The organism is Methylobacterium sp. PvR107 (assembly GCF_017833295.1).
Lineage (GTDB): Bacteria > Pseudomonadota > Alphaproteobacteria > Rhizobiales > Beijerinckiaceae > Methylobacterium.
On record NZ_JAFIBW010000001.1, the window covers coordinates 3,742,699 to 3,762,307 of the forward strand.

At 69.3% G+C, this 19,609-nt stretch carries 14 protein-coding genes and 1 pseudogene; 12 read left to right on the forward strand and 3 right to left on the reverse strand.

The window, feature by feature from the left end:
• Positions 1-759: 759 nt before the first annotated feature.
• The 7 genes from JOE48_RS17605 to JOE48_RS17635 are packed head-to-tail and all read left to right on the forward strand — an operon-like array spanning position 760 to position 10,001.
• Positions 760-2,919 carry a TonB-dependent receptor gene (locus JOE48_RS17605; RefSeq protein WP_210031737.1) on the forward strand — a complete coding sequence of 720 codons (2,160 nt, stop codon included), beginning with the start codon at positions 760-762 and terminating at the stop codon, positions 2,917-2,919.
• 2 nt (positions 2,920-2,921) lie between these two features.
• Entirely contained in the window at positions 2,922-4,295 is a 1,374-nt protein-coding gene (locus JOE48_RS17610) for a Y4yA family PLP-dependent enzyme (RefSeq protein WP_312893277.1), read from the forward strand.
• A 9-nt stretch (positions 4,296-4,304) separates the two neighbouring features.
• Positions 4,305-5,348, forward strand: coding sequence for a PLP-dependent cysteine synthase family protein (locus JOE48_RS17615; RefSeq protein ID WP_210031739.1), 1,044 nt, complete (start codon positions 4,305-4,307; stop codon positions 5,346-5,348).
• Between the two features lie 4 nt (positions 5,349-5,352).
• Positions 5,353-6,495, forward strand: a complete 1,143-nt coding sequence (locus tag JOE48_RS17620) for an NAD/NADP octopine/nopaline dehydrogenase family protein (RefSeq protein WP_210031740.1) — start codon at positions 5,353-5,355, stop codon at positions 6,493-6,495.
• Positions 6,492-8,378 carry an IucA/IucC family siderophore biosynthesis protein gene (locus JOE48_RS17625; protein ID WP_210031741.1) on the forward strand — a complete coding sequence of 629 codons (1,887 nt, stop codon included), beginning with the start codon at positions 6,492-6,494 and terminating at the stop codon, positions 8,376-8,378. The genes JOE48_RS17620 and JOE48_RS17625 overlap by 4 nt, the downstream gene beginning before the upstream one ends.
• Positions 8,368-9,546: an MFS transporter gene (locus JOE48_RS17630; protein ID WP_210031742.1), complete on the forward strand. Its 1,179-nt coding sequence runs from the start codon at positions 8,368-8,370 to the stop codon at positions 9,544-9,546. Before JOE48_RS17625 ends, JOE48_RS17630 begins: the two co-directional genes overlap by 11 nt.
• A gap of 35 nt (positions 9,547-9,581) precedes the next feature.
• A complete protein-coding gene (locus tag JOE48_RS17635) occupies positions 9,582-10,001 on the forward strand; it encodes a ParB N-terminal domain-containing protein (protein ID WP_210031743.1) in 420 nt (139 codons plus the stop codon).
• Positions 10,002-10,282: 281 nt separating this feature from the next.
• Here the strand turns inward: JOE48_RS17635 and JOE48_RS17640 are convergent, their stop codons facing one another.
• From JOE48_RS17640 to JOE48_RS17645, 3 genes and pseudogenes are all read right to left on the reverse strand, one after another.
• Entirely contained in the window at positions 10,283-10,843 is a 561-nt protein-coding gene (locus JOE48_RS17640) for a L,D-transpeptidase (protein ID WP_210031744.1), read from the reverse strand.
• A gap of 224 nt (positions 10,844-11,067) precedes the next feature.
• Positions 11,068-11,385, reverse strand: a pseudogene (locus JOE48_RS31255) (DUF6883 domain-containing protein); the annotation flags it as partial.
• Positions 11,382-11,627, reverse strand: a complete 246-nt coding sequence (locus tag JOE48_RS17645) for a DUF4926 domain-containing protein (protein WP_210031745.1) — start codon at positions 11,625-11,627, stop codon at positions 11,382-11,384. The gene JOE48_RS17645 and the pseudogene JOE48_RS31255, both read right to left, overlap by 4 nt.
• A gap of 135 nt (positions 11,628-11,762) precedes the next feature.
• Here JOE48_RS17645 and JOE48_RS17650 point away from each other — a divergent pair, with 135 nt between their 5' ends.
• The 5 genes from JOE48_RS17650 (at position 11,763) to JOE48_RS17670 (ending at position 19,595) form a co-directional block, all read left to right on the forward strand.
• Positions 11,763-12,176: a hypothetical protein gene (locus tag JOE48_RS17650; RefSeq protein ID WP_210031746.1), complete on the forward strand. Its 414-nt coding sequence runs from the start codon at positions 11,763-11,765 to the stop codon at positions 12,174-12,176.
• Positions 12,177-12,331: 155 nt separating this feature from the next.
• Positions 12,332-13,612 (forward strand): efflux RND transporter periplasmic adaptor subunit, encoded by a 1,281-nt coding sequence (locus JOE48_RS17655; RefSeq protein WP_210031747.1) that lies wholly within the window; start codon positions 12,332-12,334, stop codon positions 13,610-13,612.
• Positions 13,613-13,630: 18 nt separating this feature from the next.
• Positions 13,631-16,789: a multidrug efflux RND transporter permease subunit gene (locus tag JOE48_RS17660; protein WP_210031748.1), complete on the forward strand. Its 3,159-nt coding sequence runs from the start codon at positions 13,631-13,633 to the stop codon at positions 16,787-16,789.
• Positions 16,790-16,988: 199 nt separating this feature from the next.
• Positions 16,989-18,605 carry an ABC transporter substrate-binding protein gene (locus JOE48_RS17665; RefSeq protein ID WP_210031749.1) on the forward strand — a complete coding sequence of 539 codons (1,617 nt, stop codon included), beginning with the start codon at positions 16,989-16,991 and terminating at the stop codon, positions 18,603-18,605.
• A 9-nt stretch (positions 18,606-18,614) separates the two neighbouring features.
• The gene (locus JOE48_RS17670; protein ID WP_210031750.1) at positions 18,615-19,595 is read left to right on the forward strand and encodes an ABC transporter permease; all 981 of its coding nucleotides are present in this window, start codon (positions 18,615-18,617) and stop codon (positions 19,593-19,595) included.
• Positions 19,596-19,609: the final 14 nt, after the last annotated feature.

The following is a 19,609-nucleotide window of genomic DNA, read 5'->3' on the forward strand; positions in this document are numbered from 1 at the left end:
CCGCAGAGGCTTCTATCCCCGAGAGGTTTGACCGCCAAGGACAGCTTCCCGGCAACGATTCGAAGGTGGCTCACCATCCCCAGCAGGCCTTGAGCGGCGGCCGAGCGACGGCCGCTGTCGGGCCGTCCTGGCGGCCTTCCGCATGCCCGGCCTGGATCGTACGGGGAATGACCGCTTCCGGATCATGGGCTGCGGTCCCACTGCGATGCTCAAACGATCATTCGCGTCGCGGCGGCTTACGGGATGTCACGCGGCGCGACAGCAAGCCATGGCTTGCGAGCCAGCGCAGTCGTTTCCCGAACGGACGTGCCCTCTTTCAGCATGCCGAGAAGACGTTGCCCCGCGCTCGAGCCGTCACGCCCGTGAGCGGCGGCTTGCGTGGGCCAGCGCTGTCAGCGCTCCGGCTTCACGTGCCGACTCGAAAACGCGCACCGACGATGAGCGACGCAATTGAAAAACCACAGTCATCCGACAGCATTGGGGCAATTAAACCTATAATGTCTGCTTAATACTGATGTATCTAAAACAAAATCTGTGATGAACGGGTCGCGACGCGTTTCGACATTTAGAATGATCGGATCGTGCGATTAAATTAAAACAAGTAAAATGAGAAAGACTTCGATTGACTCGAAGATATCTTGTCGAATCATTTGCGGCGTGAGAGATGTTGGTCCGAAGCCATCTGCAGAAGAATTTCTGACAGATGATCTTTTATCTACGATCTTGCGTTTGGTATACTGTAATAAATCTATGACGACGATGCCATCTGAACGATTCCGCCGGTTCTTGACGAGGCGGATTGCGGTCATAACCGTGGTGCTGATTGGCTGCTTGAGCTCCGCGTCCGCCGAGGAGCGTCCTGTTGAGTCGAACGTCATCCTGGAAGAAATCTCGGTCGAGGCCGTCTCGGCGCGCCGCGGGCCGATGCCATCCTATGCCGGCGGCCAGGTCGCGCAGGGCGGGCGGCTCGGCCTGCTCGGCGACACCGAGACGCGGAAGGCGCCGTTCAGCATCACCAGCTACACCGATACCCTCATCCGCGACCGGCAGGCGCGGACGGTCAACGAGGCCCTCGCCCTCGATCCCTCGGTGCGCGCCACCCAGACCACGGGAGCGCCGTTCGACTCCTTCTCCGTCCGCGGCTTTCCGGCCAACGAGAATACCAGCGGCGAGGTCGCCTTCGACGGGCTCTACGGGATCGCGCCGAGCTTCCGCAGCTTCACCGACTACGCGGAGCGCATCGAGGTCCTGAAGGGCCCCTCGGCTGCCCTGACCGGGGTCTCGCCGAACGGCGCGGTCGGCGGGGTGGTCAACATCGTCCCCAAGCGCGCCGGCGACGACCTGACCCGCGTGACGTTGGATTTCGGCTCCGCCGCCTGGGGCGGCAGCCAGGTCGACGTGGCGCGCCGCTGGGGTCCCGGGCGGGAATGGGGCGCCCGGGTGGTCGGCAGCCTGCGCGGCGGCGCCACGCCCTTCGACCACCAGACCGAGACGACCGGCGTCGGGGCTCTGGCCCTCGACTACCAGGGCGACCGGTTCCGCGCCTGGCTCTATCTGCTGGCACAGACCGATCGCTTTAGCGCACCGTTGCGTCCGTTCCTCCTGAGAGCCGGCGTGCCCGTGCCGCGGGCACCCGACGGCCACCTGAACCCGACCCGGCCCTGGGAGTATTCGGACATCGACGATCACGGCGGCTTGCTGCGCACCGAGTACGACCTCACCGACCAGCTCACGCTGTTCGCGGATGTCGGCGGCGGACGGACGGGGGTGGAGCGCTACTTCCAGTCCGCCCCGACGATCCTCAACCTGCGCGGCGACACGACCAGCACGCCGCAATTCTACGCTCTCGGCGTCGACCGGCTGACGGCCGACGGCGGCGTGCGGGCGCGCTTCGAGACCGGGTTCATCCACCACGCCGTCACGGTGCAGGCTTCCGCGTACACGGAGGACGCGGACCGGTGGGTCTCCCCCGGCCGGGGCGCCTACCTGTCGAACCTCTACGCGCCCACCCGCGGGGCCTATATCGCGCCGATCTACGGCGCCGGCCGGCCGCGCTTCTCCGACAGCACCCTGTCGGGGGTCTCCGTGGCCGACACGCTGTCGGCCCTGGACGAGCACGTCCTGTTGACCCTCGGTGTGCGCCGCCAGCGCGTCGAGGCCGACAATTACCTGTCGAATGTCGGCACCCCGGCCTCGTCCTACGACAAGGGCGCCACCACCCCGGTGCTCGGCCTCGTGGTCCGGCCCTGGGACACGGTCTCGCTCTACGGCAACTACGCCGAGGGCCTGAGTCGCGGTGACGTGGCGCCGCTGGTGGCGAGAAATTCCGGCGAGATCCTGGCGCCCTACGTGGCCCGTCAGGTCGAGGCCGGCGTCAAGCTCGATCTCGGCCGGCTCGGCGCCACGCTCGGCGCCTTCCGGATCACGAAGCCCGGCGGCGAGCTCGGGCCGCAGAACCGTTTCGCCCAGACGGGCGAGCAGCGGGTCAGCGGGCTCGAATTCACCCTGTTCGGCGAGGTCACCCCGCAGGTGCGGGTGGTCGGCGGCGTCACGCTGCTCGACGGTGCGCTCACCCAGACGGCCCTGGCCGCCAATCTGGGACACCGGCCGATCGGGGTGCCGGGGGTGCAGGCGAGCCTGGGCGCGGAGTGGGATCTGCCGGGCCTGACACTTGACGGTGCGGTGCTCTACACCGGACACCAGTTCGTCGATCTGGCGAACACGCAGGCTCTGCCGGACTGGGCGCGGCTCGATCTCGGCTTGCGCTACGCGACGGTGATCGGCGCGCACCGGACGACATTCCGGGCGACCGTGCTGAACGTGACCGGGGCGAATTACTGGACCGGGGTCGCCACGTTCGGGACCTTCTTCCAGGGCGCACCGCGCATTTACCTGCTGTCGATGGCGGTCGACCTGTGAGCGTGACGCTGAGCGCCCCGTTCGCGGCACGGCGCGTGCGGCCGGGGCCGCCGCCGCTGCCTCCGCTCCTCGATCCGTTGATCGAGCGGGTGATCCGCGACACCCCCGCATGCCTGCACGCGCTCGTGGCTCGGCACGGCTCGCCCCTCAACATCGTCTGGCCGCACACCGTCGCGGGCAACGTCGAACGGATGCGCCGCGCGCTCTCCGCAGAGCGCGTCGATCACGCGCTTTTCTACGGCGCCAAAGCCAACAAGTCCCAGGCGCTGATCAGGGCTGCCGTCGCCGCCGGAATCGGGGTCGATGTCTCCAGCGCCGCCGAATTCGAGGATGCGGTGCGGGCGGGCGCCGCGCGCATCTGTGCGACGGGCCCGGCCAAGACCGCGCTGTTCCTCCGGCAGCTCGCCGGGGCGGGCGCCGTCGTGGCCGTCGATTCCCTCGAGGAACTGGACGACCTCGACACGATCCTCGGGCCGACCGGCCGGGCGCGTGTGCTGCTCCGCTATCGTCCGCGCTCGGCGGGCCGCACCCGGTTCGGCATGGCCACCGATGCCGTGCTGGAGGGGCTTCGCCGCGTCGCCCGGGCCGGCGCCCGCATCGCCTTCGAGGGCTTCCACCTCCACCTCTCGGGCTACGATTACGAGAGCCGCGCCGTGGCCGTCGCGGAGGTCGCCGCGCTGGTGGAGGCCGCGATGGGCCTGGGATTGCCGCCGCGCCTGATCGATGTCGGCGGCGGTCTGCCGGTGCGCTACGTCGCGCCCGAGGCCTACGCCCAGTACCTCTCGGAGCAGGCGCCGGAGCATTACGGCACCGGCCGGGTTCCGGGCGATTTCTATCCCTACGGAAGCGCCCTGACCGCCGCGGATTGGATCACCGGCCTGCTGCGGGCGCCCTGTCGCGGAACCACGGTCGCCGGCTATATCCGGTCGGCGGGCCTCCAACTCGCCCTCGAGCCCGGCCGCAGCCTGGTCGATCAGGCCGCGATCAGCCTGTTCCGCGTCATCCGGACGAAACCCATCGGGGACGGCACCGCGGTCGTCTTCGTCGAGGGCAGCAGCTTCAGCGCCTGCGAGACCTGGTTCGCGTCCGAGTTCCTCATCGATCCGATCCTGCTCCCCGCCGCAGCCCGGACGCCGGACGTGGCGCCCCTGCGGGCCTTCATCGCCGGCCACAGCTGCCTCGACGGCGACGTCGTCTCGCACCGGCTGCTTGCGTTCGCCAGCGCTCCGCAGCCCGGGGATCTGCTGATCTACGCGAATACGGCTGGCTACCAGATGGACCTGCTGGAGAACGAGTTCCACCGGCATCCCATGCCCGCGCGGCTGGTCGCCGGCCCATCCCCCGACGGTGCGTTCGTCTTCGTCCGGGACAAGTGAGGTCGCCCCATGATCGTCGACAAGGTTTCCGATCTGATCGGCAACACGCCGCTCCTGCAGATCCCCGTCTCGCCCGGGACGACGCGGCTCTTCCTCAAGATGGAGAAGATGAATCCGGGCGGCAGCACCAAGGACCGGATGGCCTACAGCATGGTGCTGGCCGCCATAAAGGCCGGGCGTCTGCGGCCGGGCGGAGTCGTGGTTGAATCCTCCTCCGGAAATACAGGCATCGGCCTTGCCATCGCGGCCGTGGAGTTCGGCCTGCGCTTCATCGCGGTGGTCGATCACCACGCCGCGCCGGACAAGATCGCCGTGATGCGGGCGCTGGGCGCGGAGATCCGCATGGTCGCGGGCACGTACCGCGAGGACGAGGTCGCGGTGGTCGAGCGGCAGCGCCTCGCGGCGCAGATCGCCGAGGAGATCCCCGGCGCGATCTTCATGAACCAGTCGGACAACACCGCCAATGCCGGCGGCTACAGCGCCTTCGTTCGCGAGGCGGTCGCACAGGTCGGGGACCGGATCGACGCCTATGTGGGCTGCGTCGGGACGGGCGGCTCGGTGACGGGGATCGGCCGCGGCCTCAAGGCGCACGACGCCCGGACCGTCATCGCCGCCGTCGAGCCCGAGGGCTCGATCGTGTTCGGCGGCCCCGGTCACCCGTATTACCAATCCGGCACCGGTACGCCCAAGGGCGACACGGTCGGCCTCGTGCTCGATTACGGCTGCATCGATCTCGGACTGCGGGTCTCCGACGCGCAGGCCTTCGAGACGGCGCGCTACTTCGCCCGGCGCTACGGGCTGCTGGTCGGCGGCTCCACCGGCGGCGCCCTCTACAAGGCGCTGGACCTCGTCGCCGAGGGGCGGATCGCCGGCAACGTTCTCGTCTCGGTCGCCGACGGCGGCGAGAAGTACCTTCAGACCATCTTCAGCGACGCCTGGATGGAGTCGAAGGGTCTGCACGACCCGGCGGTCTGGGACCGCCTCGACGCCTGGCTCGGCCGTCGGGCGGGTGCGGCCGCCCGGCCCGACGTGCCGCTGCTGGCGGTGGCCTGACACGATGACCCCCCTCAACGTCGCGATCTGCGGCGGCGGCCGAACCGGCCACCTCAACGCGGTGCTGTTCAGCCGCCAACCCGGCGTGCGGGTCTCCTGGCTCACATCGAATCCGGCAGTCGTCGGCGGCGCCGCGGGCGGGATCGTCGCCCACCTGCCGGACGGATCGGCCCTGCCCGGAGAGCCCGCGCAGGTGGGCACGGATCCCGCCAGCGCGGTCCGCCACGCGGACGTGGTGGTGATCACGGTGCCGGCCGACGCGCGGGCCGCCGTGCTGCGGGCGATCGGCCCGCACCTGCGTCGCGACCGACCGGTCTATGTCGGCGCGATCCCGGGCTTCTGCGGGTTCGACTGGCTCGCCGCGGAGATCCTGGCCAACCGACCGAACGCGGTGATCTGGGGCCTGAAGGACGTGCCGCACACCGCCTTCGACCTCGTGCCTGGCCGCAGCGTGCGGATGGGCGGCGCCAAGCAGCGGCTCCACGCCGCGACCCATCGCCGGGAGAGCCGGGAGGCCCGTGCCGAACTCGCGGCGCATCTGGGCAGCCTGTTCGAGGCGCCCGTGGAGATGCTGCAGGATTATCTCGCGATCACCCTGACCCCCGGCAACCCGATCATGCACAGCGCGGTCGTCTACGGGCTCGTCGGCCCCTACGGCCAGTGGCGCGACCGGACGCTGCCCGAAGACTTCTGCTGGTGGACGGACTGCCCCGAGCTCGGGGCCTATTTCCTGGAGCGCTGCGACGCCGAGAACCAGGCTTTGCGGCGCGCCGCCGCGGGGCATTTCGGGATCGATCTGTCCTCGGTGAAGCCGCTGGCGACCGAGATCATCGAGGCCTACGGCGACCAGATCGCCGACACCGCCACGATGCTCACGATCCTGCGCACGAACCGGGCCTATGCCGGCATCCGGGCGCCGCTGGTCCATGACCCGGCCGCGGGCGGCTTCGTGCTCGACCGGACGAGCCGCGCCTTCCGGGAGGACGTGGTCTACGGGCTCGGCCTCCTCGTGCAGATGGCCGCGGGCCTGTCCGTGTCCGTCCCCCACCTCGACGAGATCCACCGCTGGGCGCTGGGCTACATGGGCGGCGTCGCGGGCGAGCCGCTCTCCCATCTGCCGCGGGCTTGGCCGGGAGCCGCGCAATGACCGGCCTGTCGTCCGCCGTCGCTTCCCCCGCAATCCCGGAAGACGCCACCGTGCTCGCCCATGCGCGCCGCAACGCCCTGCGCCGGCTGGTGCGCTGCCTGTTCGCCGAGAACATCCTCGACGTGACGCGCCTCGCGGTGTCGCCTGACGGACGTGAGGCGCGGTTCCCGCTTCCGGACGGCCCGGATGGCCCGGCCCATCTCCACTTCGCGCATCTGGTCGTGGCACCGGCGCGCACGATCGTCCTGCACGGTCCGATCACGCGGGTCCTGGCAAGCGGCGAACGCGAACCGGTCGCGGATCCGGATCTGTTCCTCGACCTCGTCCGGGATCAGTTCGACTTCGCGCCAAGTCCAGAAGGGCTCGCCGGGCTGAAGGCCGACATGGCCGACAGCATCGCCAACGACGTCGCGGCGCGCCGACACCGGCAGAGCTGGAACCGGGACCTCGCCCGCCGCATCCGCGAGGCCGGCGCGGCGGACCTCCCGGACTACCTGCGGCGGCACAGCGACGTGCGCGCGACCGCGATCCTGCTCGACCAATGGGGCGCCCTCGAAGGGCACCCGTTCTACCCCACCTGGAAGACGCGCCCCGGCCTGAGCGAGGCCGAGGTTGCCGCCCTGTCTCCGGAATTCGCCGCCCGCGTCCCCGTCCGGGTCGCAGCCCTCAGGGCCGACATGGCCCATGCCGAGACGATGCCGCACGTCACGAGCGTCCACGCGTGGTTCGCGTCGGCCTTTCCCGAGACCTGGGAGCCTTGGCGGGCCGGTCTCGTCGCCCGTGGACTCGACGCTGCGGATTGGCTGCCCCTGCCCATCCACGCCTGGCACCTCGAAGCCTTCGTGCGCGCGCACTTCGCCGAGGCGACGGCCGAGGGAACCCTGATCCTCGACGGGCCGGACATCGAGACCGCGCCGAGCATGTCGTTCCGCACGATGATGACCGAAGGGCCGCCGGACGCGCCGTTCATCAAGCTCCCGATCGCCCTCTGGATGACGAGCGAGCAGCGCAGCCTCCAGGCCAAGTCGATCCACATGGGACCGCGCAACAGCGCCGTCATCGCGACCATTCTGGACCGCGAGCAGGGCTTTGGCGGCCGGCTGGCGATCTATCCCGAGGAGGTCGCCTATCATTACCGCCACGCGGTCGATCGCGACGACGCGCCGGGGAAGGACCTCTCGGTGGTGTTCCGCGCGACGGCTCCCGTGTTCGCGGCCTGCGCGGGTAGCCTGCACGTGCCGGTTGCGGCCCTCTTCACCGCGCTCCCGGATACGGGGCGGCCGTTCGTAACCGCCCTGATCGGGAGCGGCGATCCGGAGGCGTTCTTCCGGGCTTATGCCCGCACGGTCGTGCAGCCCGTGTTGGCGATCTACCTCCTCTACGGGGTCGGCCTGGAGGCGCACCAGCAGAATACCAGCGTCGTCTTCGACCCAGCCGGTCGGCCGCTGCGGATCCTCGTGCGCGATTTCGGGGACGGGCGCACCTTCGCGCCGCTCCTCGAAGCGCGCGGACTGACGCTCGAGCCCTACCGGTACCCCGGCATCCTGCCGACGGTCTTCCGCGACGACATCGAGCCCGTCCGCGCCCTCGTCCTCAATGCGTGCTTCGTCTGCCACCTCCACGAACTCGCCCTGGCGCTGACCGCCGCGTACGGGCTGCCCGCCACGCGACTCTGGGAGATCCTGGGGGCGGAGACGCAGGCGGCCTTCGCGGCCGTGGCCGACCGGGTCGACCCGGCTCTCTGGTCGACCGAGCGCGACGCCTTCCTGCACGCGCCGTGGACTGCCCGCTCCCTGCTGCGCATGCATCTCCTGCGCTACGCCGATTATCGGCTCCAGCACGCCCTGCCGAACCCCATCGATCCGGCGACCTATGGCCGCTGACATGTCAGGCTCGACCGGCATCGTCCGCCTGCTGTTCGCGATCCAGCTCGTCACTATGGGCGCCATGGAGATGAGCGGGCCGTTCTGGCCGCTTCGCCTCCGGGAGCTCGGCACGTCGGAGACCGTGTTCGGCCTCGCCTCCACCGGCACCTACGTCGCCCCGATGCTGGGAATCGCCTTGACCGGTAGCCTCTGGGGGCGGATGGGCGACCGCTACGGCCACAAGCTGATGATGGTCCGCGCCCTGGCGGGCTTGGCGCTCACCCAGCTTGGCCTGGCCCTCGCGGGCGATGCCTGGGTGATCGTCCTGCTCCGCTTCGTGCAGGGGGCCTGTGCCGGCTTCTCGGCGCCGGCCCAGGCCTACGGGGTCGGCCTCGTGACCGCCGAGCGCCGGGGCCGCCTGTTCGCCTTCCTGCAGGTCTCCACCAATGTCGGCTCCCTGGGCGGCGCCGTGCTCGGCGGCGTGATCCTCGACCATGCGAGCTTCTTCTGGATCAACGCCGCCGCCTCGGGGCTGTGCGCGGCCTGCGGCCTCGCCGTACTGGCCCTCCTGCCGACCGGAACCGCGGCTCCGCGAACCGCGCGCGCCGAAGCGGCACCCGCCGCAGCCTGGCGCAATCCGGTGATCGCCAGTCTCCTGCTCGCGCAGGGCGGCCTGATCGCCAGCCGGCTCATGCCGCAGATGCCGTTCGCCCTCTACGTGCGCACGACCTTCGGGGTCGAGAACTGGGTCGTCGGCCTCTGCTACGGCCTCATGGCGGCCGGCTTCATCGCGTCCGCGGCGCTCTGGGCGCGGACCTTCGAGGGCCTCTGCCGGCCCAGGGCGCTCGCCGGCATCGCCGTCGTCGCCCTCGCCTGTGCCGCGACCGTGCTGGCCGCCGGGACCACGGCCCACGTGGCGGTCTTCGCGGCGAGCTACGGCCTCTGGGGCGTGCTCCTCGGCGCCACGACGCCGGTTCTCACCGGCCTCATCTCGCGCGAGGCGGCGGCGCATCGTCAGGGCCACATCTTGGGCGTGGTGCAGAGCACCACGCAGGTCGCCTCAATGGCCGGCGTCGCCCTCGGAGGCCTCGTCACCCAGACCGCGGGAGCCCCCGCCGTCTTCCCCCTCGTCTCCGTCCTGTATCTCGCTTCCTGCGGCCTCCTGCTGCGGGTGCGTCAATCCTGAAGCCGTCGCGTGCCGTCGCCGGCGTGGAACGTGCCATGAGCGATTTCGACTGCGTTCATCTGCCGATCGCGGCGCTTCGTCCGACGGAGGAGATACTCCCGTCCCGCGTGCGGGAAGTCATGGCGATGATCCTGGAGGAGAACGCCTGGACCCAGCCGATCTGCATCGAACGCACCGCCCATGCGCTCCTTGATGGCCACCATCGACTCGCCGCCGCAATCGCGCTGAGGCTCGCCAAGGTCCCGGTTTACATCTTCGACTATGCGGACGTCGAATTACTGTCGTGGCGCTCGCATATCTTGCCGACACGTGGTGAGGTCATTGCCCGCGCTCGCAGCGGGCAGCTCTATCCCTACAAAACCACGCGCCACGTCTTTCCGCCGCGTTCGACCTGCAACGTTCCTCTCGGCGAACTCAGAATGCCGATCGAACCACGGAGAGCCTTTATCGCCTGATCGCGTCAAGGCTGGCCTCGGTCAGCGCGAGGTTTTGACGGTGATCGGCTGGGAGATCCCAGATCCTGAATCGTGTTGCGTTCCCGATTGAGCGGAGCGCGCCAATGTTCACGGTGCATCAGGGAGCAGTCGCCGGGCCTCTCGACCGCCGCCGCCCTCGTTGGCCGCCGACGCGTCGCCGCATTGAGCCTGCTTATACACCCTCACGCGTGCGGGGGCGGGACGCGGCGACCAGGCAGACCTGAACGCGTGCCGAGAAACGTCCCGCCCCGCACCAATGATCAGTCGCGCACGACCACCTTGGTGCCGACGCGCGCCCGGTCGTAGAGGTCGACCACATCCTTGTTGGTCATGCGGATGCAGCCGGACGAGACCGCCGCGCCCATCGTCTCGGGCTCGTTCGAGCCGTGGATCCGGTAGAGCGACGAGCCGAGATAGAGGGCGCGGGCGCCGAGCGGGTTGTCCTGGCCGCCGGCCATGTAGCGCGGCAGGTCGGGGCGGCGGGCCAGCATCTGCTGCGGCGGGCGCCAATCCGGCCATTCCTTCTTCATGGTGACGGTCTTGGTCCCGGACCACGAGAAGCCCTGCCGGCCGACGCCGACGCCGTAGCGGATCGCCGCGCCGCCGCCGAGCACGTAGTAGAGCCGCCGCTGGCGCGTCGAGACCACGATGGTGCCGGGCTTCTCCTTGCCGGTCCAGGCCACCGTCTCGCGCGGGATCGCCTGGCTGCGGAAGACGTTGAGGAAGTCGGCGATCGGGCCCCGCTCCAGCGGGTTCGCCGCCGCGGGGGCGCTCCCGAGCAGAAGTCCCGCGAGCCCGAGCATCGCGATCCGTCTCGACATGGTCTCCATCCTCCATCGGTCGTGGCGCGGGCCGTTGCGGCGGCCCCACGCGCGTCGGGCGACCCGGCCCGGACTTCGCGGCAAGGTTGAGGCCGAGCGGCCGGGGAGGGCACTTCCAGGCGTGGCTGTGTGGTGTCGGCAACACCCGTTCCTCGGCGCGGGACTTTGGATTGGCTAAGGGCCTTCCGAGAACAGGGACGATCCCGGGCGGATAGCGCTGTGACGAGCTGCGCGTCGGTCGCGCCCGTCATGACCCAGCCGCTGCGGATGCGGGTCCAACGGCGGCTCGGCGTCGGAAGCGGTCCCTCGCAGGCCATCTTGGTCAAACCGCCGGTGTCGACGAACGCCTTACCGGTATCCGGATCGCCGACATGTTCGAAGACGGCATCGGCGAAGCCGACGGAGTCTTCGGCGCTGAAGCCGAGGTCGCGGAAGAACTCGGCTTTCGAACCGCCGCTCGGGTGAGCCGGATTCAAGGGATAACCGCCGATCTTGCCGCCGGGAACGATGCGGTTCCCGGGGATCGGTCGGCGCGTATTCACCCGGCGTGGCGGTCGGCCCGGGCGGCGGATGCGGCCGGGATGGTCGCCAGAGCACCCTCCGGCTCGGCGAACTCGACGATGAGGGTCTGTGCGTCCTGCGTCACGTAGACCACCGTCCCTTCCGTGCCAGCCGGCATCGCGTCGCCATCATCGGTCACGGCCTGATCGAGCAGCACGACGCGGTCGAGGTCCCGGATTGCGGGCTCGGCACGGCGCAGGCTGTACAGGGTCTCAACCGACATGGGCGCACGCTCGCGCGGCGCCTCATCGCGCGCAAGGTGCTCGATATCGCGCAAGGCCTCGGTCAGAGCAGCTTCGGAACCGGCGCGACGCCGTGGGGAATTGCGCCGGGCGACAGCCGTGCTTATCTCGAAGCCGTGATCCGATCCGTCGCCCATCTGGCCCACTGTGTCGTGGCCTTGCCGGACCGCCTCGCCCGGGGCCTCGCCGCGCTGGTGTTGCTCGTCCTCGCGACGGCCGCGATGGTCGCCGCGCCTGCGCCGGCTGAGGCCAAGCCGACAATGGGGCCCGCCTGCGCCCTCGCGAGTCCGCGCTTGGCGATGCTGTCGGGTGCGCCGGACGCGCAGCCCGAGGCTGAGCGGCCTGCCTTCGGCCGCACGGATCTCTGTGCCGCCGATTGCGAGATCCCCCCCGAGCTCGGGCTGCCGCGGCCGCCCGTCGAGGCGCCGCGGCCCCGTCAGACTGTCTCTGCATCGTTCGATCATCGGTCCGACGCCGTGCCGGCCTCCGTGCCGGACGGGGCGCTGCACCGGCCGCCGCGACTGGCCTGACGCGCGCCCCGGCCCTCGAGGCCGGCGCGAGCGCGCCTGTCCTGATCTCAGCCCGACCGGTCGCGTGGCCGGTCCCGAGATCGGTCTCGACGAAGCGCGGGCAATTGCTCCGCGCCAGCCTCAGCAGACGCATGCTTTCAGGAGCGTCGGTAATCGTGACCCGTACTCTGTCCGCCAGAATCCCGTCCCCGCTCCGCGCCTCGAGCCGCAGGGCCGCCCGCCTGCCCGCGGTCCTTCTCGTGGTCGGTCTCGCGGCCTGCAACCCCAAGCAGGCCGCCGCGCCGACGCCGCCCGTGCCGGAGGTCGGCTTCGTCAAAGTGGAGCCCCAGGCGATCCCCTACCTGCGCGACCTGCCGGGCCGCGTCGCGCCGATGCGCATCGCCGAGGTCCGCTCCCGCGTCTCGGGCCTCGTGGTGAAGCGCCTGTTCGAGCAGGGCAGCCAGGTCAAGGAAGGCGACATCCTCTACAAGATCGACCCGGCGCCCTACGAGGTCGAGCTTGCCAGCGCCGAGGCGGCGCTGGCCCGCCAGGAGGCGGCCCTGGTGCTGGCCCGCCAGCAGGCCGACCGGCTGGAGCAGCTGCTCTCCCGCGCCACGGCGAGCCAGGCCCAGTACGACGCCGCCTTCGCGGCCAAGAAGCAGGCGGAGGCCGAGGTCGCCGGCGCCAAGGCGACCCGCCAGCGGGCGCAGCTGAATCTCGGCTGGACCGACGTGCGCGCGCCGATCACCGGCCGGATCGGCCGGGCGCTGCTCACCGAGGGCACCCTGATCGAGCCCGGCGCCATGGGGGCGCTCGCCACGATCCAGCAGCTCGACCCAATCTACGTCGACATCACCCAGTCGGTGGGCGAGCTGAACCGCCTGCGCCGGGACCTCGCCAGCGGCGAGCTGGCGCGGCTGGAGGACAACACCGCCAACGTCCACCTGATCATGGACGACAATTCGCTCTACCCGCTGGCGGGCCGGCTGCTGTTCTCGGACGTCACCGCCGACCCGAGCACCGGGCAGGTGACGCTGCGGGTGCAGTTCCCCAATCCGCACGACGAGTTGTTCCCCGGCATGTACGTGCGGGCGCGGATCAAGCAGGGCATCGATTCCGACGCGATCGCGGTGCCGCAGCAGGCGATCCAGCGCACCGATGACGGCCGCGCCGAGGTCTGGGTGGTGCGCGCCGACGAGACCGTGATGCGCCAGCCGGTCGAGGTCGGGCCGGTGGTCGGGCAGAACTGGCTGATCCGCTCCGGGCTGAAGGCCGGCGAGCGGGTCGTGATCGACGGCTTCCAGAAGATCACCGTGGGCGCCAAGGTGAAGCCCCTCGACCAGACGCCGGCCCACGGCGAGACCGGCCCGAAGCACGATGCCGATGAGGCCCCAGACTCGCCCGGCGACAAGGCGGAGGCCGCGCCGCGCGCCGCCGCCGTCCAGCCGCGCCACTGAGCCCGGGAGAGCCCGACCATGGCACGCTTCTTCATCGACCGCCCGGTCTTCGCCTGGGTGGTGGCCCTGTTCATCTGCCTCGGCGGTGCGCTGGCCATCCCGAACCTGCCGGTGGCGCAGTACCCGGTGATCGCCCCGCCCTCCATCGCCTTGTCGACCGCCTATCCGGGCGCCTCGGTGGAGAGCCTCTATATCGGCACGACCCGGCTCATCGAGGATGAGCTGAACGGTGCCGCCAACATCATGAGCTTCGAGTCGACCACCGACTCGTTCGGCTCGGTCAACATCACCGCCACCTTCCAGCCCGGCACGGACCCGGCGCTCGCCTCCGTGGAGGTCCAGAACCGGCTGAAGCGCGTGGAGGCCCGCCTGCCGGCCGAGGTGCGCCAGCAGGGCATCCTGGTGGAGGAGGCCTCGGCCGCGACCCTCAACATCATCACGCTCGTCTCCAAGGACGGATCGATGGACGAGGTCGGCCTCGGCGACTTCCTGATCCGTAACGTGATCAACGAGATCCGCCGCATCCCTGGGGTCGGGCGCGCGACGCTCTACTCCACCGAGCGGTCGCTGCGGGTCTGGGTCGATCCCGACAAGCTGCGTGGCCTGTCGCTCAGCGCCTCCGACGTCACCGACGCGATCCGCAACCAGAACATCCAGGTCGCCTCCGGCTCGGTCGGTGCGCAGCCGAGCCCGACCCGGCAGGCGCTCACCGTGCCGATCATCGTCAAGGGCCAGCTCGGCACGATCGAGGATTTCGGGGCGGTCGTGCTCCGGGCCAATTCCGACGGCTCGAACGTGCGCCTGCGCGACGTCGCCCGGATCGAGCTCGGCGGCGACGCCTACCAGTTCTCGACCCGCCTCAACGGCGGCCCGGCCGCCGGCATCTCGGTGACGCTCGCCCCCGACGGCAACGCGCTGGAGACCGCCAAGGCCATCCGCGCCAAGATGGTGGAGCTGTCCCAGTTCTTCCCGCCGGACCTGAAGTGGGACATCCCCTACGACATCACCCCGGCCGTTGAGGCCTCCATCGAGAAGGTGCTGCACACGCTGGTCGAGGCGGTGGTGCTGGTCTTCCTCGTGATGTTCCTGTTCCTGCAGAACATCCGCTACACCCTGATCCCCACCATCGTGGTGCCGATCGCCCTCATGGGCACGGTCACGGTGATGTGGATCTCGGGCTTCTCGGTCAACGTGCTCACCATGTTCGGCATGGTGCTGGCCATCGGCATCCTGGTCGACGACGCCATCGTGGTGGTGGAGAATGTCGAGCGGATCATGAACGAGGAGGGGCTGCCCCCCAAGGAGGCCACCAAGAAGGCCATGGGGCAGATCACCGGGGCGATCATCGGCATCACCCTGGTGCTGGTGGCGGTGTTCATCCCGATGGCGTTCTTCCCCGGCTCGGTGGGCATCATCTACCGGCAATTCTCGATCGCCATGGTGACGTCCATCGGCTTCTCGGCTTTGCTCGCCCTGTCGCTGACGCCGGCGCTCTGCGCGACCTTCCTGAAGCCGATCGAGAAGGGCCACGGCCATGCCAAGGGCGGCGTGTTCGGGATGTTCAACCGGTTCGTCGACCGGGAGACCGCCCGCTACGGCCGCGGCACCGCGGCGTTCATCCGCAAGTCCGGCCGGGTGATGATGGTCTACCTCGCGCTGGTGGCCGGTACGGCCTACGCCTTCGTGCAGCTGCCGGAGGGCTTCCTGCCGGTGGAGGACCAGGGCTTCTTCACGGTCGACGTCCAGACGCCGCCGGGCGCCTCGTACAACCGCACCCAGGAGGCGGTCCGGAAGGTCGAGGAATACCTGCTGGCGCAGCCCGGCGTCGCCACCGTGACGATGCTCAACGGCTTCTCGTTCTCCGGTCAGGCGCCCAGCACCAGCCAGGCCTTCGTCACCCTCAAGCCCTGGAGTGAACGCGACGCGAAGAACTCGGCCGCCGCGCTGGTGGCCGCCACCAACGCGGCGCTCAGCACCTACCGCGACGCCACCGTGGACGCCCAGGAACCGCCCCCGGTCGACAACCTCGGCAACGCGGCGGGCTTCTCGTTCCGCCTCCAGGACCGGGCCAACCGGGGCTACGCGGCCCTGCTCTCGGCCCAGGAGCAGCTCCTGAAGCTCGCCACGCAGAGCCCGATCCTCCAGAAGGTGAAGATCGAGGGCCTGCCGCCGACCCCGCAGGCGGAGCTGATCATCGACCGCGAGAAGGCGGCCGCGCTCGGCGTGAAGTTCGAGGACATCAACGCCACGATCCAGCTCAACCTCGGCTCGGTCTACCCGAATGACTTCCCCAACCGGGGCAAGATGCAGCGGGTCTATGTCCAGGCCGAGCAGCTGCAGCGCATGAACGCCTCGGACATCCTCAACTACGCGGTGAAGAACGCCACCAACACGATGGTGCCGATGTCGTCCTTCGCGGAGCTGAAATGGGGCATGGGGCCGAGCCAGATCGTCGGCTTCAACGGCTACCAGTCGGTCCGTTTCACCGGCGAGCCGAACCCCGGCTACACGTCGGGCGACGCGATTGCCGAGATGGAGCGGCTGATGCTCCAGCTGCCCAAGGGTTTTGGCTACGCTTGGACCGGGCAATCCTATCAGGAGAAGCAGGCTGGCAGCCAGGCGAGCCTGCTCCTGGCGCTGTCGGTGCTGATCGTATTCCTGTGCCTCGCCGCACTCTACGAGAGCTGGGCGATCCCGGTCTCGGTGATGCTGGTGATTCCGCTCGGCGTCATCGGCGCGGTGGCGGCCGTGTACCTGCGGGGCATGCCCAACGACGTCTACTTCAAGATCGGGCTGATCACGATCATCGGCCTCTCGGCCAAGAACGCGATCCTGATCGTGGAATTCGCGCGTGACCTCTGGAAGCCCGGCACCTCCGTGGTACGGGCCGCGATCGAGGCGGCGACGCTCCGGTTCCGGCCGATCGTGATGACCTCGCTGGCCTTCATCTTCGGCGTGGTACCGCTGGCCATCGCCACCGGCGCCGCCTCGAAGAGCCAGCAGGCGATCGGCACCGGCGTGATGGGCGGCATGATCACCGCCACCGTGCTGGCGGTGTTCTTCGTACCGGTGTTCTTCGTGATCGTGATGCGCCTGTTCCGGCGCAAGGCGGTGGCGGAGGGCGAGGCAGCGGAAGCCGGTGCGCGGCACGAGCCGGCACGGGTAGCGGCGGAGTGAGACACTGATCTCCCTCCCCCCTCTGCGGGGGGAGGGGACGTGCACGCGCGCTGCGCGCGATTTCCCATCCTCTCTGGTCCGAAGCTTGCTGTGGGCGCGGCGGTCGCGCCGTTTGCCGATGCGCGGTGCCGGGGCTAAGCCTCAACCACCGCTTCCGCGGAACGGCCTGCGCTCAACTTTCACGGTTTCGGAGATCCGCTTGTCCCGCTCAGCCCTGAAGACCCTCGCCCGCGGCGTGTCCGCGGTCGCGGTCGCGACGTTTGCCTTCGCCGCGCTGCCCGCGCAGGCCGCCAACGTGTTCCGCTTCGCCTTCCAGGGTGATCTGAAATCCCTCGATCCCTACTCCCTGAAGGAGAGCTTCACGGAAGGGATGCAGGAAGCGGCCTACGAGCCCCTCGTCACCCTCGACAAGAACCTGAAATTCGCGCCGGCCTTGGCCGAATCCTGGGAGACGCCCGAGCCGACCCGCTGGCGCTTCCACCTGCGCAAGAACGTCAAGTTCCACGACGGCTCGCCCTTCACGGCCGACGACGTGCTCTTCTCCGCCCAGCGCGTCCGGGCTACGGGCTCGAACTTCACCACCAACGTCCCGGCCGACGCCGAATTCGTGAAGGTCGACGACTTCACCGTCGACATGGTGCTCAAGAAGCCGAACCCCATCGCCATCGCCCAGTTTCCGACCTGGGTGATCATGTCGAAGGCGTGGTCCGAGAAGAACAACGTCGTCCAGCCGACGCCGCCCAACGCCTCCAGCCCGAGCTACGCGACGCTCCACGAGAACGGCACCGGCCCGTTCGTGATCGCCGAGCACCAGCCCGGCGTGAAGACCGTGTTCAAGAAGTTCGATGGCTACTGGGGCAAGGCCGAGTCGAACCTCGACGAGGCCATTCTCACCACCATCGCCAACCCGGCGACCCGCGTCGCGGCGCTCCTCTCCGGCGAGGTCGACTGGATCGACCCCGTGCCGCTGCAGGACCAGCAGCGGGTCAATGCCAGCGGCACCGCCACCGTGATGGCCGGCCCCGAGCTGCGCACGATCTTCCTCGGCATGGACCAGGACCGGGACGAGCTGAAGGATTCGAGCGTCAAGGGCAAGAACCCGTTCAAGGACATCAAGGTGCGCGAGGCGTTCTACCTCGCCATCGACGAGGACACGATCGCCAAGCGCGTGATGCGCGGGCAGGCGGTGCCCTCCGCCCTGATGATCGCGCCGGCCCTCTACGACCGCGGCGCCGAGTTCAAGCGCCCGGCCACCGACCTGAAGAAGGCCAAGGAACTCATGGCCCAGGCGGGCTACCCGGACGGGTTCTCGCTGACCATGGACTGCCCGAACGATCGCTACGTCAACGACGAGGCGATCTGCCAGGCTGTCGTCTCGATGCTGGCCCGCATCAACGTCAAGGTGAACCTCAACGCCCAGCCGAAGGCCAAGTACTTCGCCAAGGTGCTGGCGCCGGCCTACGACACCTCGTTCTACCTGCTCGGCTGGACCCCGTCCTCGCTGGACAGCCACAACATCCTCTACGAGATCGTCGGCTGCCGGAAGCCCGGCGACAAGTCGGGCCGCGGCGGCTGGAACCTCGCGGGCTATTGCGATCCGAAGATCGATGAGATCGCCGACAAGGTCGAGGGCGAGACCGACAAGACCAAGCGCGACGCCCTGATCAAGGAGGGCTTCGATGTCCTCAACGCCGACTGGGGCTACATCCCGCTGCACCAGCAGGCGCTCGCCTGGGGTGTCTCCAAGAAGGTCCATCTCACCCAGCGCGCCGACAACCTGCTCCTGCTCTACTGGGTGTCGAAGGACCCGCAGTAGGAGCGCGGCGTGCTCGCCTTCCTGCTGCGCCGGGTGATCCAGGCGGCCGCGGTGCTCGCGGTCGTCGGGCTCATCGCCTTCGCGATGTTCCGGTTCGCGGGCGATCCCGTGAACCAGATCGTCGGGCCCGACACCACCGTGGCCGAGCGGGCCCAGATCCGGACGGATCTCGGCCTCGACGATCCGGTGCTGGTCCAGTTCGTCCGCTATGCCGGCAACGTGGTGCGGGGCCGGTTCGGCATCTCGTACCAGTTCCGGCAGCCGGTCTCGCAGCTGCTCGCCGAGCGCATGCCGGCGACGCTGGAGCTCGCCTTCTGCGCCACGATCTTCGCCCTGGTGGTGGGGATCCTGATGGGCGTGTACTGCGCGCTCCGCCGCGATTCCTGGCTCGCCGGGCTGTTCCAAGCGGTCTCGCTGATCGGGATCAGCCTGCCGACCTTCCTGATCGGCATCCTGCTGATCTACCTGTTCTCGGTGACGCTCGGCTGGCTGCCCTCCTACGGGCGCGGCGACACGGTGCGGCTCGGCTGGTGGACCACCGGCTTCCTAACCGCCTCCGGGCTCAAGGCGCTGATCCTGCCCTCGGTGACGCTCGGCCTGTTCCAGATGACGCTGATCATGCGGCTGGTCCGTGCCGAGATGCTGGAGGTGCTGCGCACCGACTACATCCGCTTCGCCCGCGCGCGGGGGCTGACCACCCGGGCCGTCCACTTGCGGCACGCCCTGAAGAATACGCTGGTGCCGGTGATCACCATCGCGGGCCTGCAGCTCGGTTCGGTCATCGCCTTCTCGATCATCACCGAGACGGTGTTCCAGTGGCCCGGCATGGGCCTGCTCTTCGTCCAGGCCGTGCAGAACGTCGATATCCCGATCATGTCCGCGTATCTGCTGCTGGTCGCGCTGATCTTCGTGACCATCAATCTCGTTGTCGACATCCTCTACACGGTGGTGGACCCGCGCCTGCGGCTCTCGACCGGGCGCGCGGCGTGAGATCGGACATGACG